The following is a 24,700-nucleotide window of genomic DNA, read 5'->3' as shown; positions in this document are numbered from 1 at the left end:
GTCCTCGGCGTCTCCAAGGACGCGAGCGCGCAGGAGATCAAGAAGGCCTATCGCAAGAAGGCCAAGCAGCACCACCCCGATAAGCATCCCGACGACCCGCAGGCCGAGGACCGGTTCAAGGAGATCGGCGAGGCCTACGCGGTTCTCAACGACCCCGAGCAGCGTCAGCAGTACGACGCGATCCGCGCCATGGGCGCCGGCGGCGCTCGCTTCTCCGCCGGTCAGGGCGGCCCGGGCGCCAGCGGCTTCGAGGACATCTTCTCCTCGATGTTCGGCGGCGCTGGGCGGCAGCAGCACTACACCCGAGCCCCCGGTGGGGGCGGGGCCCAGCCGGACCTCGATGACCTGCTGAAGATGTTCGGCGGCGCTGGCGGGGGAGGCTTCAGCTCCTCCGGCGGTGGTTTCGGCGGCGCGGGCGGATTCGGTGGCCCGACTGCCGGGCAGGACATCACGGCCCGCACCACGCTGAGCTTCCGCGACGCAGCGCTCGGCACCGAGGTGCGCCTGAGCGTGGACGGCAAGTCCATCACCACCCGCATCCCGGCCGGGGTGCACGATGGGCAGAAGATCCGCCTGCGTGGCAAGGGTCGCCCGGGTCACAGCGGCGGCCCCGCCGGGGACCTGCTGCTGACCCTGGACGTGACCGAGCATCCGGTGTGGAGCGCCGACGGGGCGAACCTGCGCATCACCGTGCCGGTGTCCTTCGACGAAGCGGTGCTCGGCACCACCCTGTCCGTGCCCCTGCTCGAGGGCGGCACGGTGACCCTCAAGGTTCCCGCCGGCACTCCGTCGGGGCGCACCCTGCGCGTGCGCGGCAAGGGCCTGAAGACCACTAAACGCACCGGCGACCTGCTGGTCACTATCGAGGTGGCTGTTCCCAGCCATGTGGAGGGCAAGGCCAAGCAGGCCGTTGAGGATCTGCGCGAGGCACTCGCCGCGGAAGACCCGCGGGCCGGTCTCGCTCAGGCCGCCGCACGCTGAGGAGGTGAGCTGTGAGTCCCCATCGGATCGATGAGCGCGCCCCGGTGTTCGTCATCTCCGTGGCCGCGGAGCTGTCCGGTATGCACCCCCAGACCCTGCGGCAGTATGACCGCCTGGGCCTGGTGGTGCCGGGCCGCACCCGCGGTCGGGGCCGCCGCTACAGCGCCCGGGATATCGCTCGGCTGCGCGAGATCCAGGCCCTCTCGCAGGAGGACGGCATCAACCTCGCCGGCATCAAGCGGATCCTCGAGCTGCAGGATGAGGTGGGGGCGCTGCGCGAGCAGCTGACCGCCGTCCAGCACGCCCTGGATCGCATGACCCCCGCGCAGCGCCGGGTGTTCGCCGCCGATGCTGACGGCGAGATCAGCGCCCTGCGCCGCGGTGAGCGGCCGCGGCGCCGCGAGAGCTCCAACGCCCTGGTCGTGTGGCGGCCGCGCAATCGTTCCTGGTGAGCGCCCCTCCTGGTGAACCCCTCAGCGGCGCCCGATGCCCCCGGGCCGACGACGTCCGCGACGCCGCAGGTGCGTCCGCACCCCGGCCGCGGCATAGATCTGCTGCAGCTGCTGGGCGACCGCCCCCAGATCCACCTCCTCCGCGGCGCTCCGCCCGGCGGCTGTGAGGTCCGGAAGCTGCCCGTCCAGCAGGGCACGCAGATGCTCTGCGGCGCGGCGCGGGAAGTCCGGATCGTCCCCGGCGACCTGGTGGGTGAGCACCCCGTCGGGCACCATCTGCTGATAGATCGGGATGGCGCGCACGAGGGTCGGGGCGCCGCACGCGAGCGCCTCCCACAGCACGATCCCCTCAGTCTCCTCCTTGGTGAGGAAGCAGAACGCATCCGCGCCGCAGTACGCCTCCCGCAGCTGCTGCGCCCCCACGTACCCGGGGAAGCGGCAGTTCGCCGGCGCATCGCGCAGGGCCTGGCGCACAGCGGCGGTCAGCAGACGCTCATCGGTGCGGCCGAACCACACGAAGGTCACCTCCGGCATCCGCCGGGCCACCTCCACCCAGTCCACGATGCCCTTGCGCACCAGCTGCATGCCGACGCTCACCACCACCGGTGCCTCCTGCGGCAGGCCGAGCGTCTCGCGCAGGCGGGCCCGCGCGCTCAGATCGGGGCGGAAGAACGTGGTGTCCACGCCGTTGGACAGCACGGAGATCGGGGCGCGGATGCCGTACGCGGGCCGGGAGATCAGGCTCTTCGCATAGGCCGACGGGGTCAGCACGTGGTCGCCCAGGCGGTACAGGTGCGCGATCCAGCGACGGAACCACGGGGCTATCGCATTCGCGCCGGGGAAGGAGTCGCGGAAGTCCTCTTCCGTGGAGTGCGCCCACATGAGTACGGGCCGACGGCACAGACGCGCCCAGTGGGCCAGCAGCGCCGTATCCGGGAACGGGGTGTTCAGGTGCACCACATCGAAGGGTGCGAGGGGCGTTGTCACCACGTCGTGGCCGAGGGACTGAACCGCCTGGCGCTGATGGCGGATCGCCGCGCCGATCCCGGACTCGCGGGCCAGGCTCGCGAGCCCCGTCGGCATCAGCACCCGCAGACGCCGCCCCCCGGGCGCGTCGAGCGGATCTGGCGCGTCGGGACTTTCGCCCGGGCCTCGCCGCGAGGGAGCCTCCTGCGGGCGCCGATCCTGCTGGATGGAGCGCAGACCCCCGCGGCGGCGGGGGCGGCGCGCCTGTCGGCTGCGCTGGAACATCAGCGTGTCTCCTTCCCGGGGGTCACCATGGCACCAGCTGCAGCAGCACCGTGGAGATCCCTAGCCCGTAGGCGACCAGCGCCCACGGTTTGCCCAGCAGGATGATCGCCACATAGGTGCCCCAGCGCATGCGGGTGGTGCCGGCGAGGTAGCACAGCAGATCATCGGGAGCCACGGGCAGCACGATCGCGATCGCGAAGGCCCGCGTGAAATGGGGGCTGCGAGTCCAGCCCAGGTACTTGTCCACCAGGCGGGCGGGGAAGATCCGTTCGATCAGCGCGAGCCCCACGTGGCGGGCGATGAGGAAGTTCAGCAGCGAGCCCGCACAGACCGCAATGTAGTTGTACACGGTGCCTTCGATCGCCCCGAACAGCACCGGGCCGGCGATCACCAGCAGCCCGCCGGGCACGATCGGGAACACCACCGCCGCGGCGGAGACGATGAGGAACACGATCGGCCCCCAGGCGCCCAGGGAATCGATGAAGGCCTGCAAATTCGCGAGCGAGCGCAGCACCCCGCTGTCCAGCCCCCACCACACCAGGCCGATGCTCAACGCGAGCCCCAGCAGCGGGGACAGCCGGGCGGCGATCGCCAGCGGGTCGCGGCGTCGCGCGGTATGCGACTCGTCGGCGCGAGCAGCGGTTGCGGGAGTCTCGGCCCGTACATCGTCCGCATCGCGGGCCGACGGGCGTCCTGCCCGGGTGCCGTCGGATCCGAGGCGGCTGACTCGCACGCTCCCGGCACGTTCGCGGCGGGGAAGCCCCGCCGCCGGGCGCACCGGATCGCTCACGGCGCTCACGCGACCATCGCCGTTCGCGCGATGACGCGGCGGGAGCGGCGCCGCCGCACCTGCCCGTACACCTCCATCACCGAGCGCGCGAACTGCTGCGCGCCGCAGGTGGCACGGGCATGCTCGATCGCGGCGGCGCTCATCGCGGCGTGACGGTGGGGATCATCCAGGAGGTTGCCCAGCAGGGCCGCGAACTCCTCGGGGTCTTCGTACTGCCAGCCGGTGCGACCATCGAGCACCACCTGGTCGATCGACGGGTCGCGGTGGCACAGCAGCGGGGTGCCGCAGGCGAGGGCCTCGATGAACGTCAGCCCTTGGGTCTCGGAGCGGGATGCGGAGACGAACACGTCACCGGCGCGGTACCAGCGCTGCACCTGGCTGGGATCCACCACGCCCATGAACCGCACCCTCTCGGCGATGCCGAGCGCTCGGGCATGCGCCTCAAGCTCAGCGCGGTGCGGCCCATCGCCCACCAGCACGAGCACCACGTCCTCGCGTCCGCAGGCTGCAACCATCTCGAGCACCTCGTCGAGGTTCTTCTCTTTGGCCAGGCGGCACACCGACACCAGCATCCGCTGATCCGGCCTCACGCCGGCGCGTTCACGCAGCAGCTGCACATCGGCCTGTTCGAGACGGCTCTGAGCGGGGCGGAAACGCGTGAGATCCAGCCCGGTGGGCACCACGTGGATCGGCCGACGCACCCCGTAGCCGGTCAGCAGGCGCGAGACCTTCGCGGTGGGCACCACCACGGCATCGCAGCCGGCCAGGATGCGACGGGAGAAGGAGGCGACGACCTTGCGGCCGACGGTGCGGCTGGGGGAGTAGTAGTGCGTGTAGTCCTCGTAGATCGTGTGGTACGTGTGCACGAGCGGCACCGCGAGCATCCGCGAGATCTTCCGGGCCCACATGTAGGTGGAGAATTCGCACTGCGAATGCACCACGTCCGGCCCCCAGGCCAGGATGTCCTGCAGCACCCGACGATTGGCCGGCATACCGATCCGGGCGCGGTCGTACACCATGCCCGCGCTCACCGAGCCGATGCGGTACACCCCGGGCTCATGGTGGGTGCGGAATCCTTCAGCCAGAGTCAGCACGCGCACATCGCAGCCCAGTGCCAGCAGCTCCCGGCGCAGCGTCAGGACGGAGGCCACCACGCCGTTGACCACCGGCTCCCACCAGTCGGTGGTGATGAGCACCCGCAGGGGGCGCTCGGTCTCGGCGGCGGTACGGGCCGGGGTCCGCAGACGGATCATGTTCACACCCCGAGCCTCGCACCCCCCGGCGCCTCGCGCGTCCGCCGAACGGATGACCTCGGTGCTACCCAGGTCTGATCCGCGAGCGGACGCGCGGCGGCGGAAAGTCCACAGAGCCATGCTCCGAGACTACGAGCCCTGTTGAGCGGGGCCGATGGGGCGCGCCCGAGGGGTCGTGGAGTTTTTCCCTCTGGTGCGTCAGCTCTTCACCTGATAGTGGGCGGTGAAGGAGGCAGACGCGAGCGCTTGAGTGAAGATCGCGAACCGGGTCTGCACATGCGGGGCCGACGGGTCCGCCTCGAGGGACTCCACCGGCAGGGCATGCACGGTGAAGACGTACCGGTGCGAGGGCCCGGGCGGGGGCTCGGGACCGTCGTATCCGGGGTTGCCGAAGTCATTAACCGCCTGCTGGAGGGATGCCTCGTCACGGGCCACGCCGACCGGCAGGGAGGTGGTGGAGGCCGGGATATCCCAGGCGATCCAGTGCCAGAAGCCGGAGCCCGTCGGCGCATCGGGGTCATAGCAGGTGACCGCGAAGGACTTCGTGCCCTCTGGGGCGCCCTCCCACGTCAGGTCCGGGGAGAGATTCTCGCCGCCCTGGGAGGCGACCAGCTGCTGCGGGGCCACCACGGAGCCGTCAGGGGTCGCGGCGGAGGTCAGGGTGAAGGTGCTCTGCGTCATACCGGTCACCCTAGGCAGGCGCCGCGGTGATGTCGAGCGCTCGCCTGCAGCGCCATAACTCGTGCCGGGCCGTGACTCCTTGCAGCGCCGTGACCCCGTGCAGCGCCATGACGTGGCACCTGGCGGCGGTAGAGTCCTGTGCATGACACAGGCGTCACCGTCTCACTGGGCCGATGCGATCGAGGGCCCCTTTCCGCTGCATGATGCAGACGTCGGGGAGGTGTGGCGCTTGCTGCACGCCGCCGACGGTGAGTTCATCCCCCCGCTGTCCGCGCGAGAATCAAGCACCGTGCAGGAGCTCTCGGAGCCGGATCCGACCCGCCTGCGGACTGCCCCCGAGGGGCCGCGTGAATACTTCGCGAGCATGCGCGAGCAGCAGTTCCTGCTCGTCCGGGATGAGCAGGGCGCAGTCATCGCCTTCATGAGTTTTCGACCGGACTATGAGCTGCCGGTCCAGGGGTTCGATGCTCCCTGCTGGTACATCACCACCCTCGTGGTGGATCCTCCGCATCGTCGGCGCGGAATATCGCGGGCGCTGTATGCCGTGATGCTCCACGCGGCGCAGCTGGCCGATCGCCTGGTGGCCACGCGCACCTGGTCCACGAACGATGGACACCTCGCTCTGCTGGACCAGCTGGGATTCCGGGTCCTCGAGCGCCTGGTCGATGATCGGGGACCCGGCCTGGACACCCTGTACCTCGTGCGCGAGGAGGACGCGTAATGGTGCGCCGCCGACGCCGACTGGGGCGCGAACGTCTCCCTCTGCTGGAGCGCATCAGCGCCTACCACCTGCAGTCCAACGTCTACGCCCTGTTGGCGCTAAGCGTGCTCACTGCCGTGTCGGTCATCGCGTACCTGAACTCCCAGGATGATGAGGGGTTCGGGGCGAATCTGTGGCTGGCGATCGCGACATCGCTCATGGCCTCGGTCCTCGTGCTCGCCGCAGAGACCTTCGTGAAATTCCGGCAGCATGAGAATGACCTGTTCCTGGAGGGGATCGAGAAGCTCGGCATCTCCAATCTGCATTTCGACAAGTCCGCCCTGCTGCAGGATCTGCTCGCCACGTGCTCCCAGACCTTCTGGGCGGTGGGCTACCGTCACCTGCTGACCGCAGAGCTGCGACCGCACATTGAGCAGGCGGTGGAGCGTGGCGCATCAGTCCGGCTGCTCGTCGTGCCGCCCTGGGCCGAGTCCTTCCGCCTCGTCTACGGCGATCACGAGCGCGTGGTGAGCAACTACTTGAATGTGCTGCGCGCCATCGTCGATGGCAGCTCTGGCCGCGCGCGGCCGGATGCGCAGGTGCGTTTTCTAGACCGGCCCCTGTTCAACGACACGTACAAGGTCGACGACGTCATCGTCACCGGTCCGTACATGCACAACGACGACCGTCACCACGGCAAGATCACCGCGAACGACTTCTTCACCTACGAGCTGCACCGCTCTAGCCACCTGCATGAGCTGCTGCTGGACGAGTTCGATGTGCTGTGGCGCGAGGCCGAGCTGGAGCTCGACTGGGAGAGGTTCGCGCAGACGGATCAGATTCTGCGCGTCGAGGACCTCAACGAGGCCGGCCGTCTCCAGCTGCTGAAGGACTCCTGCCGCTCTCTGGAGGATCCAGCGGGCGAGACCGGTGAGGATGCCACGTCGCAGACCAGATGACTGCGCGGCTCGGCGGACCGGCTGATCTCGCCGATCCGCCGCCTCAGAACCCGTCGGTCGTCGGCCGCGGGTAGTGCTGCAGGAACTTCTTGATCTGGTTCGCCATCGCCGCTGCCACATAGAGTCGACGCTTCATGCCCTCCACCGAATAGGCCAGGGGGTGGACGGTGCGCTGCTTGCCGATCGCGCGCACCCGGGCACGCAGATCGGCATCGACGATATAGCGCCGCAGCAGGGACCACGGCACGATCGAATACAGCACCTCCTGATGCGGCATGGACCGGGGATGCTCCGTGCGCTCGATGAGGTCCGCCACCACGGGCTCGGCGACGTTCGCGCCCGCCGCGGTCATGTAGTAGTTGTTGCGGCCGATGCGCGGGTTGACCTCGAAGAACTTCGCCACCCCATCGCGCGGATCCACCTTCACGTCGAAGTTCGCGAAGCCCCGGTACCCGGTGTGCTCGAGGAACCGCACCGACTGGTCGAACACGTCCGGCAGCTCGGTGGTGAACATCGCCGCGGGGTTCCCGAGGGCCCCCGGGGTGTGCTCCTCGAGCAGCACCTGCGCACCGCCCAGCATCGTCACCTCTCCGCGGGAGTCCACGTAGGCGGTGACCGAGAGCATGCAGGTGTCGTCCCCGGGGATCATCTCCTGCAGCACGAAACGGTCGCGGTAACCGGCCGCCGTCAAGGTCTGTACCAGCTCCTCCAGCTCGGCGCGGTCATGGATCTCGAAGACCTTGCGCTTGCCGGGGAAGGAGACCGCGTTGTACGCCGAGGAGCGGGACGCCTTCGCCACCAGCGGCCAGCCCAGATCCAGCTCGGCCGGAACCTCCGGGGCGGTGCCGGGGGAGAAGTCCAGCACTTCGGTGCGCGGGGTCGGCACATCGATCTCGGTGCACAGCCGCGTGAACTCCGCCTTGTCCGCCACCGCGGCGAGCACCTCATCGCCCAGCAGCGGGAGGTGGTAGAACTCGGCGAGCTCTCGGCGGTGCCGCGCCAGCAGCGTGACCAGGAAGTCGGCGTTGGCCAGCAGGATGGGACGCGCCGCATCCGGGCGGGAGGCCTTGTTGCGGCCCTCCTCCAGCAGCGCGGCGAGCATCTGCGCCTCGCTGGCCTCCATGCCCAGCTCCACAGTGCGCAGGATCGAGGAGTCCGCGACGGGACCGGCCACCTTGCGGGTGATCACCGTGGAGGTGATGCCGTAGCGCTCATGGAAGGCGCGGGCCAGGGCGTAGATGCCGATGTCCCCGCCCAGCAGCACCAGATCCACCCCGGTCGTGGGGCGGGCGCTATGGGGGGACGTGGTGGTCGGGGTCATCGGCGGTCCTCTCGGGCGGTGGGCGCTTCGGCCGGTGTCGGCTGCGGCGGCTTCGCTCCGATGGTAGTGCCGCAGCGCGGCATGTCCGGTCCTGTCATCGGCGCCGCAGCCACAGCGTGGTGTCGGCCGGCAGCGTCCCGGGTGCCGACGGGGCGGAGGCCACCAGCAGCTCGGCCTCGCGCAGGTGCGTGGGCAGCTCCAGGTCCTCCTCGCCGGTGTTGACCAGCACTACCACGTCACCGCGGGTGAGGCCCAGCACCGGCGCAGGCAGGTCCTCGAGGAAGGCCAGCGGCGCGGTGGGGCGGCCCAGCCCCAGCTCGGAGCGCAGACGGATCGCGGTGCGGTACAGCTCGAGCGTGGAGCCCTCCACGCCCTCCTGCGCATCGGCGGCGAGCTGCCCGAACACCTCCGGCTGCGGCAGCCACGACTCTCCGGTGGGGGAGAAACCGAAGGCCGGGGCGTCCTGCTGCCATGGCAGCGGCACCCGGCAGCCGTCGCGGCCGGGCACGCCTGCGCGCTTGTGCGCGGGATCCTCCCGCAGCTCATCGGGAATGTCCGCGACCTCCGGCAGGCCCAGCTCCTCGCCCTGGTACAGGTAGGCGCTGCCGGGCAGAGCCAGCATGAGCAGGCTCGCGGCGCGAGCGCGCAGCAGCCCGAGCTCCGCATCCGGCACCTCCTCGCGCGAGAGGCCCTCCCCGAAGCGGTGGTCGGGGGCGAATCCGTAGCGGGTGGCGTGGCGGATCACGTCGTGGTTGGACAGCACCCAGGTGGTCGGCGAGTCCACCGCATCGGCGAGCGCGAGCGGCTTCTCGATCGCGCGGCGCATGGTCTCCACGCCCCAGCGGGCCTGCAGGAACCCGAAGTTGAAGGACTGGTGCGCGCGGTCTTGGCCGATGTACTGCGGCAGGCGGTGCTCGGGGATCCACGCCTCGAGCACCATCATCCGATCACCCTCATAGGAGTCCAGGATCGGGCGCCACTGGCGGTAGATGTCCACCACGCCGTCGTTGTCGAAGTAGATCGGCACCTCGCCCTCGGGGATGTCGATCAGGCCTTCGGAGTTGACCTGCGCATCGGGCAGACCCTCGGGCTTGACCATCCCGTGGGCGACGTCCACGCGGAACCCGTCGGCCCCGCGATCCAGCCAGAACCGCAGGACCCTCTCGAACAGCTCGTGGACCGCCGGGTTCTCCCAGTTCCAGTCCGGCTGGGTGGTGTCGAACAGGTGCAGGTACCACTGGCCGGGCGTGCCGTCCGGCTCGGTGACGCGGGTCCACGCCTCGCCGTGGAAGATCGACGTCCAGTTGTTCGGCGGCAGCTCGCCGTGCTCGCCCTTCCCCTCGGCGAAGACGTACATGTCCCGTTCGGGGGAGCCAGGACCGGCAGCCAGGGCGGCCTGGAACAGCTCATGCTCGCTCGAGGAGTGGTTCGGGACGATGTCCACGATGACCTTCAGCCCCAGCTCATGGGCACGGGCGATGAGCGCATCGGCGTCGGCGAGGGACCCGAAGCGCGGGTCCACGTCCGTGTAGTCGGAGACGTCATAGCCGCCGTCGTGCTGCGGGGAAGGGTAGAAGGGGGACAGCCAGATCGCGTCCACGCCAAGGCCTGCGATGTAGGGCAGGCGCGCGGTGATGCCCGGCAGATCCCCCATGCCATCGCCGTTGCTGTCCGCGAAGGAGCGCGGATACACCTGGTAGACCACGGCATCGCGCCACCAGGCGGGGGTGGCGGAAGCGTCGTGGGCGGCGGGTGCGGTGGAGTGCTGCAAGGTCATGGTGTCCGTTCGTCGAATCGTGCGGTCAGGGATGGGGAGTCGGCGCGGGAGGGGCCGACGGGGGTGTCAGCGCAGCAGATGTACGGTGGCACCGGCCGCCTCGGCGCCCAGGGTGAGGGCGGCTCCGCGGGCGGTGGCCTGTGCCCCACCGCGCTGATCCAGCGGCTCGCTGCCGCTGATGCCGGGCAGGGCGGAAAGGTCCAGCTCGATCGCCGGGTGGGCGTCGCGCGCCAGGTGCACCAGCACGCTGCCCTCATCATGGGTGCGCAGGAAGACGATCGCCTCGGCGCTCGCATGCAGCCACTGCACGCCGCCGCGGCGCAGCGCAGGATGCTCGGCGCGCAGGGCTAGCAGCTCCCGTAGGGCGCGGAGGATCTGCGGATCCACCTGCGCTCCCACGGAGCCGGCCGGGGCGTCCACCGGCTGGCCCTGCTCGAGCTGCTCGATGGTACGCCAGGGCATCGGCTGGCGGGCATGCTCGCCGTTCAGACCGGGCAGCCCCAGCTCATCGCCCGCGAACACGGTGGGCACCCCCGGCAACGTGGCCTGCGCGACGAGCGCCACCAGGTGCTTGCCGCGCGTGCCCACCACCGAGCGGGTGCGCGGGGTGTCGTGGCTGGACAGCTGGTTCTGCGAATGCTTGCGGGCGGGGAAGGAGAGCTGCGCGGTGTAGTCGCGCAGCGTGTGGGCCGCCGCCCAGCCGGGCACGTGTGGGATCGTTATCGGCAGGCCCAGCCAGTTCAGCTTCTGCGCGGGGTCACTCAGCCACGCCCACAGCGGCCGTGTGAAGCCGGTGTAGTTCATGGTTCCGTGCCAGCCGTCCCCGGCCAGGTCCCCGCTCGCGTCATGGTTGTGCTCGGCCAGCAGCCAGGTGGAGCGGCCGGTTGCGGCGTCCATCTGCGCCATGGTGGCGCGGATCCGACGGGCCACGTCGTGGGCGAGGTCCTGGGTGCCGTTGCGGCCGGTCATATGGGCCACGTCGATCCGCCAGCCATCGGCTGCGAAGGGCTCGGCGAGGTACTTCCCGACCACGGAGTCCGGGCCCTCGAGCAGGCGCCGACTGAGCTCCGCGCTCGAGTGATCGAGCGAAGGCAGGGACGGCACGCCGAGCCAGCAGCGGAAGCGATCGGGGTGCTCGTGGAAGGTGTAGAACCCGGCCTCGGGGCTGTGGGCATCGGCCTGCGCGGCGATGAACCACTCATGGGTGACGCCGGTGTGGTTCGTGGTGAGGTCCAGCATGAGCCGCATGCCGCGCTCATGCAGCGCCTGGGACAGTCGCACGAGCGCCGCATCCCCGCCGAGCACCGGGTCCACCCGGTCGAAGGTTGTGGCGTCGTAGCGGTGCGCCGAGCCGGCCGGGAACACCGGGGTCAGGTACACGACGGTCGCGCCGAGGGACTGGATGTGGTCCAGGTGCTCGATCACGCCGTCGAGGTCCCCGCCGTACAGCTGCTCGCCGTTGCGCAGCCCGTCCTCCTCCGCGGGGGTGTCCCATGGCATCGGGCGCGCCCAGGCGGGCAGCTCCCCGGCCGGACGCCCCTGCTCATCCACCGGCGCGGCGGCGGAGCGGGCGAAGCGGTCCGGGAAGATCTGATACACCACGGCGTCATCCACCCACTCCGGGGCAGGCGCATGGGAGACCAGGCGGAAGTCCGTCGTGTCCCCGACGTCCCAGGGGTAGATCCCCGCGGCGGTCAGCCACGCGTAGGTGGGGATGCCGCGCTCGGCATCACCGGGGCCGATGAGCGCGAAACGGTAGGGCTGCACCGGGTTCACCGTGGTCACCGTCGTGGACCACCAGCGGCCTCCGGCCACCGGCTCCTCGGCCTTCAGCTGCGCGGTGGTGATCTCCGCATCGACCAGGGTGCGCAGGGCCACGTGGGTGAGCGGCCAGGCATCCGGGACCCACACCCGCAGTTGCACCGCATCGCCGATCCCGTGCGGTGGACGGGGGACGAACAGCGGCCCCTCATCATGCAGCGGCCGCTCCAGGGCAGGGACGGCGAGGGGATCGTGCTCGATGCGGGTCATGGAGGCTCCCAACGGGTCGGAGGACGAAAGCACAGGAAACGACGGGGAGAGCGTCGGCGGCGGGATAGACGATCGCGCCGATGCCGGGCGGAACCCGGCATCGGCGCGATGCGCGGTCGATCAGCCCTTCACCGCACCGGCGGTGGAGCCGCCCACGATGTAGCGCTGCAGGAACTGGTACAGGATGATCACCGGGATCATGATCATCACGGAGCCGGCGGCGAAGACGCCCAGGTTGTTGGAGCGGTCGCCCTGCAGCAGGCCGTACAGCCCCACGGCGAGGGTCTTCTTCTCATCGGCGGTGAGGAAGACCGAGCCCAGCAGGAACTCGCTGAGCACGCCGACCAGCGCCAGCAGCACCGTGGTGGCGAGGATCGGGGTCAGCGTGGGCAGCAGGATCTTGGTGAACACCTGCCAATGGGTGCAGCCGTCGATGATCGCGGCCTCGTCCAGCTCCTTGGGCACGGTGTCGAAGAAGCCCTTGATCAGCCACACCTGGCCCAGCGAGCCGCCCAGCAGCACCACGATGTAGCCCGGCAGGGAGTTCAATCCCAGGAAGGGGAAGATCTGCCCCAGGCCGGAGATCATCGTGTACACGGCGATCATCGACAGGATCGCGGGGAACATCATGATCAGCAGCAGCGACAGCAGGCCGATGCGGCGCCCGGTGAAGCGGAAGCGGCTGAAGGCGTAGGCGGCCAGGGTGGACAGGAACACCTGCACCACGGCCACGATGCCGCAGACGATCATCGTGTTGATGTACCACCGCACGAAGGGCCCGCGCTCGCCGGCCAGCAGCGACTGGTAGTGGGTGAGGCTGAAGGCGCGGGGCAGCAGGCCCGAGGAGGACACGGTGCCCAGCGGGTTCAGCGATGCGGAGATGACGAACAGGATCGGGAAGACGGCGAAGACCACGGCGGCGATGCCGACGAGGTGACGCCAGCCCACCTCGGCCATCCAGCGGCCGAAGGGCATCTTGCGCTGTGTAGTCACAGAGGGTGCGACGGGGGTGCTCATGGGATGCTCTCCTGACCTCTCAGTTGACGTCTTCGAGGACGTTGGTGAAGCGGAACTGGATCGCGGCGATGATGCCCGTGAGGACGAACAGCGCCACGGAGACCGCGGAGGCGAAGCCGAAGTCGGCACCGGATCCGCCGAAGGCGATGCGGTAGATCATCGAGATCAGGATGTCCGTGCCGCCGCGCGTGTACTCGCCCGGCAGGAACGGCCCGCCCTCGGTGAGCAGCTGGATCGCGTTGAAGTTGTTGAAGTTGAAGGCGAACGATGCGACCAGCAGCGGGGCCACCGCCACCAGCAGCAGTGGGGTCACCACCTTCACGGTGGTCTGCAGGCGGCTCGCGCCGTCCATGCGCGCGGCCTCCATGACATCGCTGGGGATCGACTGCAGCGCACCGGTGGAGACGATGAACATGTACGGGAAGCCCATCCATAGATTCGTCAGCAGCACCGCGACCTTGGCGAGCGTGGGATCGCCCATCCAGTTCAGGCTCAGCCCCAGCGTCTCGTTGATCAGGCCGAAGTCGCGGTTGTAGAAGTTCGACCACACCAACAGGGAGATGAAGCCCGGCACCGCGTAGGGCATCAACAGGATCGAGCGGTACAGACGCCGCCCCTTCATGCGCTCGTCGTTGAGCACGAGCGCGAGGCCGAAGCCGACGATGAAGGTCAGGCCCACCGAGCCGATCGCGAACACGAGAGTCCACAGGAACGCGGCACCGAACTGCTTGGCGATGGTCGCGTTGGTGAACAGCCGCTCGTAGTTGGACAGCCCCACGTTCTGCAGCCAGGACTGGCTGAAGGCGCGCTTGCCGTTGGAGTCCACGAAGTACTCGGTGTCCCCGATCTTCCCCACGGTGTAGGTGTCACCCGTGGAGGAGTTCGTGATGGTGTCGGTGGCCTCGTCGTAGCTGAGCACCGTGGTGCCCTCGAACGCCTGATTGGTGCCCTGCACCCGCACCGCGGAACTGTCATCGATCGGGACGGCCACCTGCTGGATCGCGTCGTAGGCGTCGTTGATCTGACGGGCATCGAGGATTTCGTAGCCCTCGGCCTCGGTGACGCGGTCACCGGCGACCGTGACCTCCCCGGCGGGAACCTCCTCGAGCGCGGTCTCCTCATCGCCCTTGTAGATGGTGCCGTCCTCAGGATCGACGAGGAACAGGGTGAAGGGCCCGGCGACGGGATCGCCCTGGGTGGCGATCGACAGGTTGTACCAGGTGGAGTCATCCGTCTGCTGCACGGAGTTGGCGATGATCGAGTTGATCGCCTGCTCCTTGGAGCCGCGGGTGCCGTCACCGAAGTTCGTGAAGGAGTAGCCGATGGTCAGGATGATCGGCGTGATGAGGAAGACCACCAGGAAGAACGTGCCGGGGAACAGGTACTTCCCGGGCACGAACCGCTTGGTGGAGTAGAGCACGAAGATCGTCACCGCGGCGAGCACGGTGACGATCAGCCACATCCACTGCTGCAGCTGGAGCATCACGGGGATCGCGAACGCGGTGATGGCCAGCACGGCGCCGAGGAACAGCACACGCACCAGCAGCGACGCAGTGGTGGAACGGCGATCGCGGTGCGCAGGCGCAGAGGTCGAGGTCATGGCGACGCTGCCTTTCAGGACAAGGGCACGGAGGAGGGAGGGGTTTGCAGATGGCAGCGGGGGCGGGGCACGACGGTCACCGTCGGGCCCCGCCCCCGGCGGGATCAGCCGCCGATGGCGCCTGTGATCTCATCACCTGCGGAGGTGATGGTCTTCTCCGGGTCGGCGCCGCTCACGATGTTCGCGTAGGCGAGCCCGAGCGGGCCCCAGATCGCGGCCATCTCGGGAATGGCCGGCATCGGGTCCGCGCCCTCGGCGAACTGGGCGATCTTGATGATCTCCGGGTACTCACCGGACATCGAGTCCTGCAGCTCCAGGTTCACCGGGGGCAGCTCGTTCTTGGCGAACATCGCCTCGACGATCGAGGGGTCGGTGGCCACGGCGCTCGCGAAGCTCTGCGCGTTGCCGGGGTTCTTGCCACCGGCGGCGACGTAGAACGCGTTGACGCCGGCGAAGGGGACCGCCGGGTCCATGCCGTCGAAGCCCGGGACCGCGGTCATGCCGAAGTCGATCTCGGCGGTGCGGATGTCCGCCAGCGCCCAGGGGCCGGAGATGAGGTAGGCGGCCTTGCCGTCGGTGAACAGCGAGATCGAGTTGTCGCCCGAGATGGAGGTCTTCAGCACGCCCTGCTCGCCCAGCTCGCCGATCTTCTCGGCCGCGGCGATCGAGCCCTCCTGGCCTACGCCCACGTCGCTGGGGTCCGAGTTGCCCTCGTCGTCCTTGCCGAACAGGTAGCCGCCGGCAGAGGTATAGAAGGGCTCCATGTGGTAGGCGTCGCCCTGCTCGCCGACGGGGAGGGCCAGCACATGCTCGGCGCCGCCGGCCTTCGCAGCCTCGACCATCTCCTCGACGGTCTTCGGCTCCGCAACGTCGGTCAGCTCCTTGTTGGAGTAGAGCACGAGGGTCTCCACGGCGTAGGGGACGCCGTAGGTCTGGCCGTCGTAGGTCACCGCGGTCATACCGATGGGGGCGATGCCCTCGGTGGCGTTGCCGGGCAGCTGCACGGGGGAGATCGAGCCGTTCTGGACCAGGTTGCCGATCCAGTCGTGGGCGGCCACGATCATGTCCGGGCCGTTGCCGGCCTGGTTGGCGGTGATGAAGTTGTTTTGGAGGTCCTTAGCGACGATCTGCACGGCCACGGAGAGGCCGTTCTCCTCGCCCCACTTCATAGCGGGCTCCTCGAGAGCCCCGGCCTTGACCTCATCGGTCCAGATCACGAGGTCGGCGTCCGCGCGGGCCGGGGCGCCGCCCTCACCCTCGCCGCCGCCATCGCTCGCGCCGCCGGCCTCGCCCGTGCCGTCGGTCCCGGTGGTGCTGTCATCCCCGCCGCATGCGGCCAGGAGGGCTGCCCCCGCGGCGGCACCGCTGAGGGCGAGGAAACTCTTCCGTCGAATCTGCACGTCTTCTCCTATGAATCGTGGAGCGGCCGGCCTCGGTGGCGGTGCTCGGTGTGAGGCTAAGAGTAGACCTTTCGAGCGCAGCTGTGCAAGAATCAGCAAGATCTTGCAGGTATCGATTGGGCCACAGTGAGGATGCTGTGGGCTTGAGAGGCTGGACGCATGGCTCGTCTGATCGACATCGCCGCCGAGGCCGGTGTCAGCGAAGCGACCGTTTCCCGTGTGCTGAACGGGAAACCGGGCGTCAACGAGGGGACCCGTCGCACCGTGATCGATGCCGCCCGGAAGCTGGGGCGCAGTGTCGAGGCGCTCGAGGCGCCCTCGGCGCCGGTGGTCGGAGTGCTGGTGCCGGACCTCGACAACCAGGTGTTCGCCTCGTGGGTGGAGCGTCTGGAGGTCGAGCTGTTCGAGCGTGGGGCCGCGATCCTGGTCGCCTTCCGTGCAAGGACCGTGGAAAGAGAGCAAGAGATCTTGCAGCGCTTCCTGCGGGCTGGGGTGAGCGCCATCATTGTTGTCTCCGGCCACCACGCCCAGGAGCGCGCGCCGCTGGATCACTACCGCGAGGTGACCAAGGCCGGGCTGCCGCTCGTGCTCGTCAACGGCGTGCGCGAAGAGCTCGAGGCCGCATTCCTCTCCAGTGACGATGGGCACGCGATCGGCGTGGTGCTCACTCATTTGCAGGAACTCGGGCACCGTCGGGTGGGCCTTGCAGTGGGTGATGAGCACACGTTCCCCGTGCGCCAGAAGCTGCGTGCCTTCGAACAGGCCACCGCCGACTGGGGGAGCGAGCCCCAGCCGGTCGCCTTCACCGACTTCTCCTATGCCGGCGGCTACGAGGCGGCCCGTGACCTCGTGGACCGCGGGGTGAGCGCAATCATCTGCGGCTCCGATGTCATGGCCGCCGGCGCCCTCGAGGGCGTGCGCTCCCTGGGGCTCGCGGTACCGCGAGACGTCTCCGTGGTGGGGTACGACGATGTCTTCTGGGCGGCTCTGACCGACCCGCCTCTGACGACGGTGCGGCAGGCCGTGGGCACGATCGCCCGCGCCGCCGTGCGCACCGCCCTCAAGGGCGGGGAGGCATCCCGTCGGCCCTCCCGTACCGAGGTGGTGTTCCGTCCCCAGCTCGTGGTGCGCGGCTCCACCGCAGCCGCCCCCGGGGGCGCGTCCTGAGCGTCTTCGGGCAGGACGGCCACCACAGGGCGGGAAATGCCGGGGCGCCCGGCGTGAGGGGTGAGCGGCGGGCCGGTTAGCATGGCCCGGTGACCTCCTCGAACGATGCCCCCGCCGTGCCCGCTGACGACCAGACCATCGCCGGTGCCCAGACCCGCACCAGCTATGACACCGCTGCGGAGCGCAGCGACGCCCTGTGGCGGAAGATCGGCGAGGACCCCTCCGGGCTGCGCATGCTCACCGGGGATCGGCCCACCGGTGCCCTGCACATCGGCCACTACTTCGGATCCCTGCGCAACCGCGTGCGGGTGCAGGACATGGGCGTGGAGACCTGGCTGATCGTCGCGGACTACCAGGTGATCACCGACCGCGATGTCATCGGAGACATCAAGGGCTCGGTGCGCGAGCTGCTGACCGACTACCTCGCCGCCGGGATCGACCCCGAGCGCTCCACGATCTTCACCCACTCCGCCGTCCCGGCCCTGAACCAGCTCATGCTGCCGTTCCTGTCCCTGGTCACCCAGCCGGAGCTGGAGCGCAACCCCACCGTGAAGGCGGAGCTCGCCGCAGCAGGGAAGTCCGCCATGGGCGGACTGCTGCTGACCTACCCCGTCCACCAGGCCGCCGACATCCTGTTCTGCCACGGTAACCTCGTGCCCGTGGGGCGCGACCAGCTGCCCCATATCGAGCAGACCCGAGTGATCGCCCGGCGCTTCAATGAGCGCTATGCGGGCGGCGAGCAGTACTTCGCGCCGCCCTCGGCACTGCTCTCCGAGGCGCCGACGATCCTGGGCCTGGATGGGGAGCACAAGATGAGCAAGTCCCGCGGCAACACCGTCATGCTGAGGATGACGGCCGATGAGACGCTCAAGAAGATCAAGAAGGCAAAGACCGATTCCGATCGGCTCATCACCTTCGACCCCGAGGGCCGCCCAGAGGTCGCGAACCTGCTGACGATTGCGGCGGAATGCTCCGGCCGCGCCCCGCAGGAGATCGCCGAGGAGATCGGCGACAAGGGCGCGGGCACGTTGAAGATGTACACCGCCGAAGTCCTCAATGAGCACCTGCGTCCGCTGCGCGAGCGCCGGGCAGAGCTCGAGCAGGACCCGGGGTACCTGTTCGAGGTGCTCCGTCGCGGCAACGAGCGGGCCAACGCGGAGGCCGATGCGACCCTGCAGCGGGTCCGCGAGCTCATGGGGATGGTGTATTGACCTCACGGGACCCCTTGGGCCCGGACACGGCAGTGCCTTCACGAGCTCGCTGCTGTTCGGACCAGAGGGAGAGCTCTCGCTCGCGCTCACGCGAATAGGGCAGCAGCGCCAGAGGCAGCAGCCCCAGCAGCGCGAAGAGGATCGGCACCCCGGCGGTCGCCCAGCGGATCGCCTCCTGGGCAGAGGCCGTCTGCTCCGCGGCCCCGGAGATGTACCCGCCGTGGTTGAGGATCGCCATGTAGATCACCATCTGGGTGCCTGCCACCGGCGCTGTCAGCAGGGCCCTCACCGAGGCGATCGTGCCGGCCTTGCGGATCCCGGTGCGGCGTTCGTCGTCGTCGATGAGCGCAGCATCCAGGGTGGAGGTGGAGATCGTCACCATGTAGCGCCCGGCCATGATGAGCACATAGCAGGCCAGTACATGGAACCAGCGTTCGGCCAGCAGCAGTAGCGCTGTGAAGCCCGCCAGGTATGGCAGGGTCGCCAGCCACAGCGCGGTGCGCGATCCCACCCGTTTGATCATCCGCGCCACGAGGGGCAGCAGCGCAAGAACGATGAGCATCGATCCCACGTCGGCGATCGTGGCCTGCGTGCCGGTGGAGCCGATGACGTCATCCATGAAGAACAGGAAGGCGGTGAAGTAGATCCCCATGGGCGCCAGGAAGGTGAGCCCGTGTCCGAACAGCGCCCAGAACGCCCGTAGACGCAGGATCTCTAGCAGGTCCTGCCGCAGCCGGGAGCCGGTGATATGAGCGGTGCCGCCGTCGCCGTGCTCATACAGTTCCGGGGGATCCTTCAGCGCGAAGGCCCCGATGAGGTAGAAGATGCCGTTGACCAGCACGACACCCATGACCAGCACGTTCAGGGTGAGGCGTTCGGTGATCGCATCGCCCACCAGCAGCTGGGTCGCCACGATCGTCGCCACCGAGGAGATCGCGTTGCCGATCCAGGAGCGCATCACCTCCACGTCGATACGGTCCTCGCGGGTGGGTGCGGCGAGGTACACGTAGCTCGTGGCCGAGATCAGGTAGAGCGTCGCGGCCACATCGAAGATGAACAGCTCCAGCAGGAACACGGCGAGGATCGCGCCCTGCGACCAGGTGGAGGGCGTCCACGCCATCGCCATCAGCCCGAGCAGGAGGAAGGGGATCGTCACCCGCATCACCAGCAGGAACTTTCCCTTGCCGGGGCGATAGCGCATCTTGTCCAGCAGCACCCCGAACACCGGGTCGTTCAGGACGTTCCAGATGTTGAAGGCCAGGTACACCCAGCCGACGTAGCGGGTGTCCAGTCCCACCACGTCGGTGTAGAACTTCACGTACAGGTTGTGGATGATCACCGAGGACATCCACGCGGCGGGCAGTGGGGTGGCCAGCAGCGCCCGCCGTTTCCACGGCATTGCCATCTCAGCTCGTCCGCAGGTGGTGGGCGCCCTCCCGGGGGTCGATGAGCACCCGGTCGCCCCGGCGGTCCACGGAGACCTGGTCTCCGTCGACCTGGAGCGTCACGGTGAGCTCAGGCCGCACCCGGAACTCGCTCGGGGCGGTGCCGTCGGTGCCCTGCCAGCGCGCCTCCCAGGAGCCGTCCGGTGTGCCGGCGGCGATGAGGTCCGTGCCGGCCACGGCGATGGCGCGCGGCCGGTCCAGCATCTGTGCGGCCTCGCTGCCCGCGAAGCCCTCCGACCAGCACCAGTAGAACCAGGACCAGGAGCGGCGGTCGAAGAGATCCAGCTGATGGCGGGCATGCCGGGCGATGCCGGTGTGCTGCTCGAAGGCGCCCCATTCCCCGACGATCACCGGCACGGCCAGGCGCTCGGCGGTCTCGGCGGCGCGGTCGAAGATCGTGGAGATCCGCGCATCGCTCGCCAGTGGCATCGCCGGGGTGTCCACCACGAGGTCATAGCCGTGCGGGGAGTACGCCCAGGTGGCGTCCTCGAGCAGCGGAATGGCCGCGGGCACGCCGATGTTCGAGAAGTACGAGTGCTCGCGCAGGATCAGCAGCTGCTCATCGCGGGCCCGGATCTGCTTCGCCACCTGCGTGTACAGCGCGTGCACGGGGCCAGTCTCGAAGGGTGCCAGCAGCGGGGCCACGCGATCCCCGATCGCCCGGTGCACTGCGGGATCCTCGATGTCCTGCAATCGCGCGAACTTCCGCTCGGGGCCCTCGAGGTCCGCGGCGATCGTGGCGGGATCCTCGCCGAGCACGTCGGCGATCGCGAGCACGAGGGCGCCGAGGATCTGCGGTGCCGCGTTGCCGGGCGTGGGTTCGTTGAGGACATCGCAGCCGATCAGCGCGGGGTGCCCGGCGCAGCGGTCCAGCACCGCGCCCCACATCGCGGCGAAGCGGCTGCGGATCCCGACGCCCTCCGGGCCCGGGGCATCTGCCCAGAACGCGTCATAGGCCTCGTGGACGGCGGGGGAGGTGAGGTAGGCGTCGCTCCACAGCTCGGTGGCCTCGAAGGGGTGGGAGGTGAGGGTGGCCCAGGCTGGGGCGCCGTTGCCGAACTGCTGGGAGTAGAGGTCCTGGTGCGCATCGAGCACGACCGTGAGGCCCGCGCGCTCACAGGCGTCCAGCTGCGCGCAGATCCAGTCCAGATGCGCGGTGGAGTATTCGCCGGGGGAGGGTTCGGTTGCGGCCCAGTTCAGACCCAGGCGCACGCTGTCCAGCCCGAGTGCGGCGAGATGCTCGAGATCCTCCTGCTGCCACGTGCCATGGAAGGCGGCGGGGTCAGTGGCGCCGGGACGGCCCTTGGCCACCAGGTTGATGCCGTGGAGGATGCGGTGCCGGTCGTGCTCATCACGCAGCGCGGCTCCATGGGTGCTCAGTCTCAAGGCGGCCTTCCCCGACGCTCCCTCGCGTCGTCCTGACCTGACTGTAGCAAGCCTATGACGGCCCTCACCGGTGCTGATTGATGCCTGGCCACCCCCGGCGGTTCTCGTTATGATGACCCTAAGCAATTCTTGGAGCCTGCCGGAAGGCTCCCGGGACGGAGGATCACCATGCCTATCTATGACGACGTCTCCCAGCTCGTGGGCCGCACGCCGCTGGTGAAGCTCAATCACCTGGGCGAGGACGTGCAGGCCACCGTGGCGGCGAAGCTCGAATCCTTCAACCCGGCCGCCTCCGTCAAGGACCGCATCGCCCTGGCCATGATCGACGCGGCCGAGCAGTCTGGACAGCTGCAGCCCGGCGGCACCATCGTCGAGGCCACCAGCGGCAACACTGGCATCGCCCTGGCCATGATCGGTAGCTCCCGTGGCTACCGGGTCATCCTGACGATGCCGGAGTCGATGTCGATGGAGCGCCGCATGCTGCTGCGCGCCTTCGGTGCCGAGCTCCAGCTCACCGAGGCCGCCGCGGGCATGAAGGGCGCTGTCGCGAAGGCCGAGCAGATCGCCGAGGAAACCGGCGCTGTCCAGGTGCGCCAGTTCGACAACCCCGCCAACGCCGAGATCCACCGCCGCACCACCGCGGAGGAGATCTGGGCGGACACCGACGGGCAGGTCGATGCGCTCGTGGCCGGCATCGGCACCGGCGGCACCATCACCGGGGTTGGCCAGGTGCTCAAGGAGCGCAAGCCCGCGCTGCGCGTGATCGCCGTCGAGCCCGCCGAATCGCCGATCCTCAGCGGCGGCGCCCCCGGCCCTCACAAGATCCAGGGGCTCGGCGCGAACTTCGTGCCCACCGTCCTGGACCAGGAGATCTACGACGAGATCCAGGACATCGACGCCGAGACCGCGATGGAGCGCGCCCGCGCCGTGGCCCGCACCGAGGGCCTGCTGGTGGGCATCTCCTCGGGCGCCGCGATCGAGGCGGCCGTGCGCGTGGGCTCCCGCCCCGAGATGGCCGGGAAGTTGATCGTCGTGGTCGTTCCCTCCTTCGGTGAGCGCTACCTGTCCACCCCGCTGTATGCCGAGTATCGGGACTGATCGGCATGGGGCTGATGGAGGCGGCGCGTGGCGCGGTGGCGAGAGTCCGGGAGGATCTTGCCGCGGCCCATCGCCGCGATCCGGCAGCGACTGATGACCTCACGATCCTGCTGACTTCCCCGGGGCTGCACGCGATCTGGACGCATCGCCTGGCGCATCGGCTCTGGCAGCGGGGAGCGCGGCGCAGCGCCATGGTGCTCGCGCAGGGAGCCCGTTCGGTGACGGGGGTGGAGATCCATCCCGCGGCGCAGATCGGCCGACGCTTCTTCATCGATCACGGCATGGGCGTGGTGATCGGGGAGACCGCCGAAGTGGGGGATGACGTGATGCTCTACCACGGCGTGACCCTGGGCGGGCGCTCCATGGAGCGCGTCAAGCGCCACCCCACCGTCGGCGATGGGGTCGTGATCGGCGCCGGCGCCCGCGTGCTCGGACCCATCGAACTGGGGGACGGCTCGCAGGTGGGCGCCAACGCGGTCGTCGTCAAGGACGTGCCCGCCCGCGCCACCGCCGTCGGCATCCCCGCCCAGGTGCGGCGCGGTGCCGCGCAGCCCGATGACCACATGGACCCCGCGATCTGGATCTGAGGCCAGGGGCCGCCGAACCGGCGGTCTGTAGCCTGGTGGGAGGATTCCAGGGCGAAGGGGGATGGTCATGACTGAGCAGAGAGTGCGCTTCCGCGACATCAAGCCGTACGCGATCGTGGATTCCCTTGATGAGCTCGCGGGGCCGACGACCGGGATGGTCACCCTCCCCGTGACCGTGCACTGGTCGGGTTTGCGCGACACCTTCGACCTCGATGTACCGCGCGACCGTCGGCGCATCTACCAGTCCGTCCTCAGCAACGGGACTCGTGAGGACCTGGTTCGCTTCCTCCACCCAGATCTCCTGGTCGATGTGTGGCCCCAGCTCGGTCTCGACCAGCGGATCACAGAGCTGTGGACCGAGCGGTTTCCACAGCTCGTGCGGGAGTTTGAGGGCTGCTGATGGCATCGGGGCAGGATGCGGCCCGTCGTGAGGTCGCCAGGATGATGCTCGAAGCCCTGCGGGAGACGAACTTCGTGCTCACCGGGGGCAGTGCACTCATCGAACACGGGCTCACGCACCGCGTCACCAAGGACGTGGATCTGTTCACCACCGGGGAAGAAGGTCAGTGCATCCCCGATGTGCTTCCTGCCCTGCGCCGACATCTCGCCTCCCACGGCGCGGACCTCAGCGTCGACCGTGAGTTTCCGGGCTTCGTCGACGGTCGCATCTTGTGGGGCGGGCATGAGATCGGCTTCGACCTGGGAGCTGACTGGCGCGGTTACCCTGCCGCGCGCATGGAGATCGGCCCCGTGCTTGATGTCCGCGATTCGGTGGGCAGCAAGATCGCCGCCCTGTACTCCCGCTTTGAAGTCCGCGACTATCTCGATGCCGCGGCGATCATGCTGGACGGCCGATGGAGCGCGCAGCAGATCATCGCCATGGGGCAGAGCAACGATCCGGGGCTGGAAGGACCGCAGCTGGCGACCATCCTCACGCCTGGCCACCCGAACTTCCCGGACTCCGAGGACTACCGCGAGGCGGGCTTCGACACCGAGACCGAGACCCGCATGCGCGAGGCGCTCGCCGAACTGCGTCGGATCGCTCTGGGCGAGAGTACTTCACACCCGTGACCGGGCCCTGAGGGCGCCCGTGCCACGGCGCGACAAGTGGCTCGCACTAGATGGTGCGGCCAAGCCCACAGTAGCGCCTCGAGCTGGGCTTATCGAGGCAGCGTCTCGTCAAAGTCATTGCCCGAGATATCGACCCGGATCGAGTGCTCCTCGTTGCGCGGGCAGACAGCCATCGGCGCCCAACTCGTCACATGGCGCTTGGTGCGCTTGCCAGTCTTCTCGTAGAAGTCAACCCAGGTCTCGGGGGCCTGCTGGAAGCGGAGCTTCTGGTTCTTGCACTTCGGGCACCGCATCGCCAGACGAAGCGAGTACGGGTAGGTCCGACCATCCTCCTCCTTGATGCCCGCCCAGGCACGGAAGAAGGAATGTTTCGGCAGGTGAAGTACGTTCCTGCGGAGGAACCGGAAGAACGACCAGCCAATGAAACTGATGGCGATCGCGAAGGCAGAAGCCACTGGGCTTACCCTTCTGTTGTTGACACCTGAGATGGCGGGTCGTGGTGACCTGCGGGAGGTTGTCGTC

The 24,700-nt window shown here is 68.9% G+C and carries 23 protein-coding genes; 10 read left to right on the top strand and 13 right to left on the bottom strand.

Annotation, left to right across the window (positions count from 1 at the left end; all coding sequences use genetic code 11):
- On the top strand, window positions 1-981 hold a 981-nt coding region (locus CJ197_RS09135; RefSeq protein WP_102236441.1), incomplete at its 5' end, for a DnaJ C-terminal domain-containing protein.
- A gap of 11 nt (window positions 982-992) precedes the next feature.
- Complete coding sequence (locus CJ197_RS09130) at window positions 993-1,433, top strand: heat shock protein transcriptional repressor HspR (protein WP_102236440.1); 441 nt, start codon at window positions 993-995, stop codon at window positions 1,431-1,433.
- A gap of 21 nt (window positions 1,434-1,454) precedes the next feature.
- Here CJ197_RS09130 and CJ197_RS09125 read toward each other — a convergent pair whose 3' ends face one another.
- The 4 genes from CJ197_RS09125 to CJ197_RS09110 form a co-directional block, all read right to left on the bottom strand.
- Window positions 1,455-2,684: a glycosyltransferase gene (locus CJ197_RS09125; protein WP_102236439.1), complete on the bottom strand. Its 1,230-nt coding sequence runs from the start codon at window positions 2,682-2,684 to the stop codon at window positions 1,455-1,457.
- Window positions 2,685-2,706: 22 nt separating this feature from the next.
- A complete protein-coding gene (locus tag CJ197_RS09120; protein WP_233190788.1) occupies window positions 2,707-3,483 on the bottom strand; it encodes a TVP38/TMEM64 family protein in 777 nt (258 codons plus the stop codon).
- On the bottom strand, window positions 3,480-4,727 hold the full coding sequence (locus CJ197_RS09115; RefSeq protein WP_102236565.1) for a glycosyltransferase: 1,248 nt from the start codon (window positions 4,725-4,727) through the stop codon (window positions 3,480-3,482). The genes CJ197_RS09120 and CJ197_RS09115 overlap by 4 nt, the downstream gene beginning before the upstream one ends.
- A gap of 198 nt (window positions 4,728-4,925) precedes the next feature.
- Window positions 4,926-5,408, bottom strand: coding sequence for a YbhB/YbcL family Raf kinase inhibitor-like protein (locus CJ197_RS09110; RefSeq protein ID WP_102236438.1), 483 nt, complete (start codon window positions 5,406-5,408; stop codon window positions 4,926-4,928).
- Window positions 5,409-5,550: 142 nt separating this feature from the next.
- Here CJ197_RS09110 and CJ197_RS09105 point away from each other — a divergent pair, with 142 nt between their 5' ends.
- Window positions 5,551-6,129, top strand: a complete 579-nt coding sequence (locus CJ197_RS09105; RefSeq protein WP_102236437.1) for a GNAT family N-acetyltransferase — start codon at window positions 5,551-5,553, stop codon at window positions 6,127-6,129.
- Window positions 6,129-7,067 (top strand): hypothetical protein, encoded by a 939-nt coding sequence (locus tag CJ197_RS09100; protein ID WP_102236436.1) that lies wholly within the window; start codon window positions 6,129-6,131, stop codon window positions 7,065-7,067. The genes CJ197_RS09105 and CJ197_RS09100 overlap by 1 nt, the downstream gene beginning before the upstream one ends.
- A gap of 43 nt (window positions 7,068-7,110) precedes the next feature.
- Here the strand turns inward: CJ197_RS09100 and CJ197_RS09095 are convergent, their stop codons facing one another.
- The 6 genes from CJ197_RS09095 to CJ197_RS09070 form a co-directional block, all read right to left on the bottom strand.
- The gene (locus tag CJ197_RS09095; RefSeq protein ID WP_102236435.1) at window positions 7,111-8,388 is read right to left on the bottom strand and encodes a carboxylate--amine ligase; all 1,278 of its coding nucleotides are present in this window, start codon (window positions 8,386-8,388) and stop codon (window positions 7,111-7,113) included.
- A 94-nt stretch (window positions 8,389-8,482) separates the two neighbouring features.
- Complete coding sequence (locus CJ197_RS09090; protein ID WP_102236434.1) at window positions 8,483-10,165, bottom strand: glycoside hydrolase family 13 protein; 1,683 nt, start codon at window positions 10,163-10,165, stop codon at window positions 8,483-8,485.
- Window positions 10,166-10,231: 66 nt separating this feature from the next.
- Window positions 10,232-12,196 (bottom strand): glycoside hydrolase family 13 protein, encoded by a 1,965-nt coding sequence (locus CJ197_RS09085; RefSeq protein ID WP_102236433.1) that lies wholly within the window; start codon window positions 12,194-12,196, stop codon window positions 10,232-10,234.
- Between the two features lie 120 nt (window positions 12,197-12,316).
- On the bottom strand, window positions 12,317-13,213 hold the full coding sequence (locus CJ197_RS09080; RefSeq protein ID WP_102236432.1) for a sugar ABC transporter permease: 897 nt from the start codon (window positions 13,211-13,213) through the stop codon (window positions 12,317-12,319).
- 19 nt (window positions 13,214-13,232) lie between these two features.
- Complete coding sequence (locus tag CJ197_RS09075) at window positions 13,233-14,813, bottom strand: ABC transporter permease subunit (protein WP_102236431.1); 1,581 nt, start codon at window positions 14,811-14,813, stop codon at window positions 13,233-13,235.
- 104 nt (window positions 14,814-14,917) lie between these two features.
- Window positions 14,918-16,213, bottom strand: a complete 1,296-nt coding sequence (locus CJ197_RS09070) for an extracellular solute-binding protein (RefSeq protein ID WP_102236430.1) — start codon at window positions 16,211-16,213, stop codon at window positions 14,918-14,920.
- Between the two features lie 159 nt (window positions 16,214-16,372).
- Between CJ197_RS09070 and CJ197_RS09065 the strand changes: the two genes are divergently transcribed.
- Window positions 16,373-17,380 carry a LacI family DNA-binding transcriptional regulator gene (locus CJ197_RS09065; RefSeq protein ID WP_102236429.1) on the top strand — a complete coding sequence of 336 codons (1,008 nt, stop codon included), beginning with the start codon at window positions 16,373-16,375 and terminating at the stop codon, window positions 17,378-17,380.
- An 89-nt stretch (window positions 17,381-17,469) separates the two neighbouring features.
- Complete coding sequence (trpS, locus tag CJ197_RS09060) at window positions 17,470-18,591, top strand: tryptophan--tRNA ligase (protein WP_369801526.1); 1,122 nt, start codon at window positions 17,470-17,472, stop codon at window positions 18,589-18,591.
- Here trpS and CJ197_RS09055 read toward each other — a convergent pair.
- Together CJ197_RS09055 and CJ197_RS14900 are read right to left on the bottom strand one after the other, a co-directional pair.
- A complete protein-coding gene (locus tag CJ197_RS09055; protein WP_102236428.1) occupies window positions 18,572-19,996 on the bottom strand; it encodes an MFS transporter in 1,425 nt (474 codons plus the stop codon). The two genes, trpS and CJ197_RS09055, sit on opposite strands and share 20 nt — an antisense overlap.
- Window position 19,997: 1 nt before the next feature.
- Window positions 19,998-21,422 carry a glycoside hydrolase family 5 protein gene (locus CJ197_RS14900; protein ID WP_158239421.1) on the bottom strand — a complete coding sequence of 475 codons (1,425 nt, stop codon included), beginning with the start codon at window positions 21,420-21,422 and terminating at the stop codon, window positions 19,998-20,000.
- Window positions 21,423-21,590: 168 nt separating this feature from the next.
- Here CJ197_RS14900 and cysK point away from each other — a divergent pair, with 168 nt between their 5' ends.
- The 4 genes from cysK (at window position 21,591) to CJ197_RS09025 (ending at window position 24,178) form a co-directional block, all read left to right on the top strand.
- On the top strand, window positions 21,591-22,520 hold the full coding sequence (gene cysK, locus CJ197_RS09040; protein ID WP_102236426.1) for a cysteine synthase A: 930 nt from the start codon (window positions 21,591-21,593) through the stop codon (window positions 22,518-22,520).
- 5 nt (window positions 22,521-22,525) lie between these two features.
- A complete protein-coding gene (gene cysE / locus CJ197_RS09035) occupies window positions 22,526-23,107 on the top strand; it encodes a serine O-acetyltransferase (RefSeq protein WP_102236425.1) in 582 nt (193 codons plus the stop codon).
- 67 nt (window positions 23,108-23,174) lie between these two features.
- Window positions 23,175-23,507 carry a transcriptional regulator gene (locus CJ197_RS09030; RefSeq protein WP_102236563.1) on the top strand — a complete coding sequence of 111 codons (333 nt, stop codon included), beginning with the start codon at window positions 23,175-23,177 and terminating at the stop codon, window positions 23,505-23,507.
- Window positions 23,507-24,178: a nucleotidyl transferase AbiEii/AbiGii toxin family protein gene (locus CJ197_RS09025; protein ID WP_102236424.1), complete on the top strand. Its 672-nt coding sequence runs from the start codon at window positions 23,507-23,509 to the stop codon at window positions 24,176-24,178. The genes CJ197_RS09030 and CJ197_RS09025 overlap by 1 nt, the downstream gene beginning before the upstream one ends.
- Window positions 24,179-24,267: 89 nt before the next feature.
- Here the strand turns inward: CJ197_RS09025 and CJ197_RS09020 are convergent.
- Window positions 24,268-24,700, bottom strand: a 433-nt coding sequence (locus tag CJ197_RS09020; RefSeq protein WP_233190786.1) for a hypothetical protein, incomplete at its 5' end; no start/stop codon positions are given.

This window comes from Brachybacterium sp. UMB0905 (assembly GCF_002871795.1).
Lineage (GTDB): Bacteria > Actinomycetota > Actinomycetes > Actinomycetales > Dermabacteraceae > Brachybacterium.
This window is presented reverse-complemented; position numbering and strand designations above follow the sequence as displayed.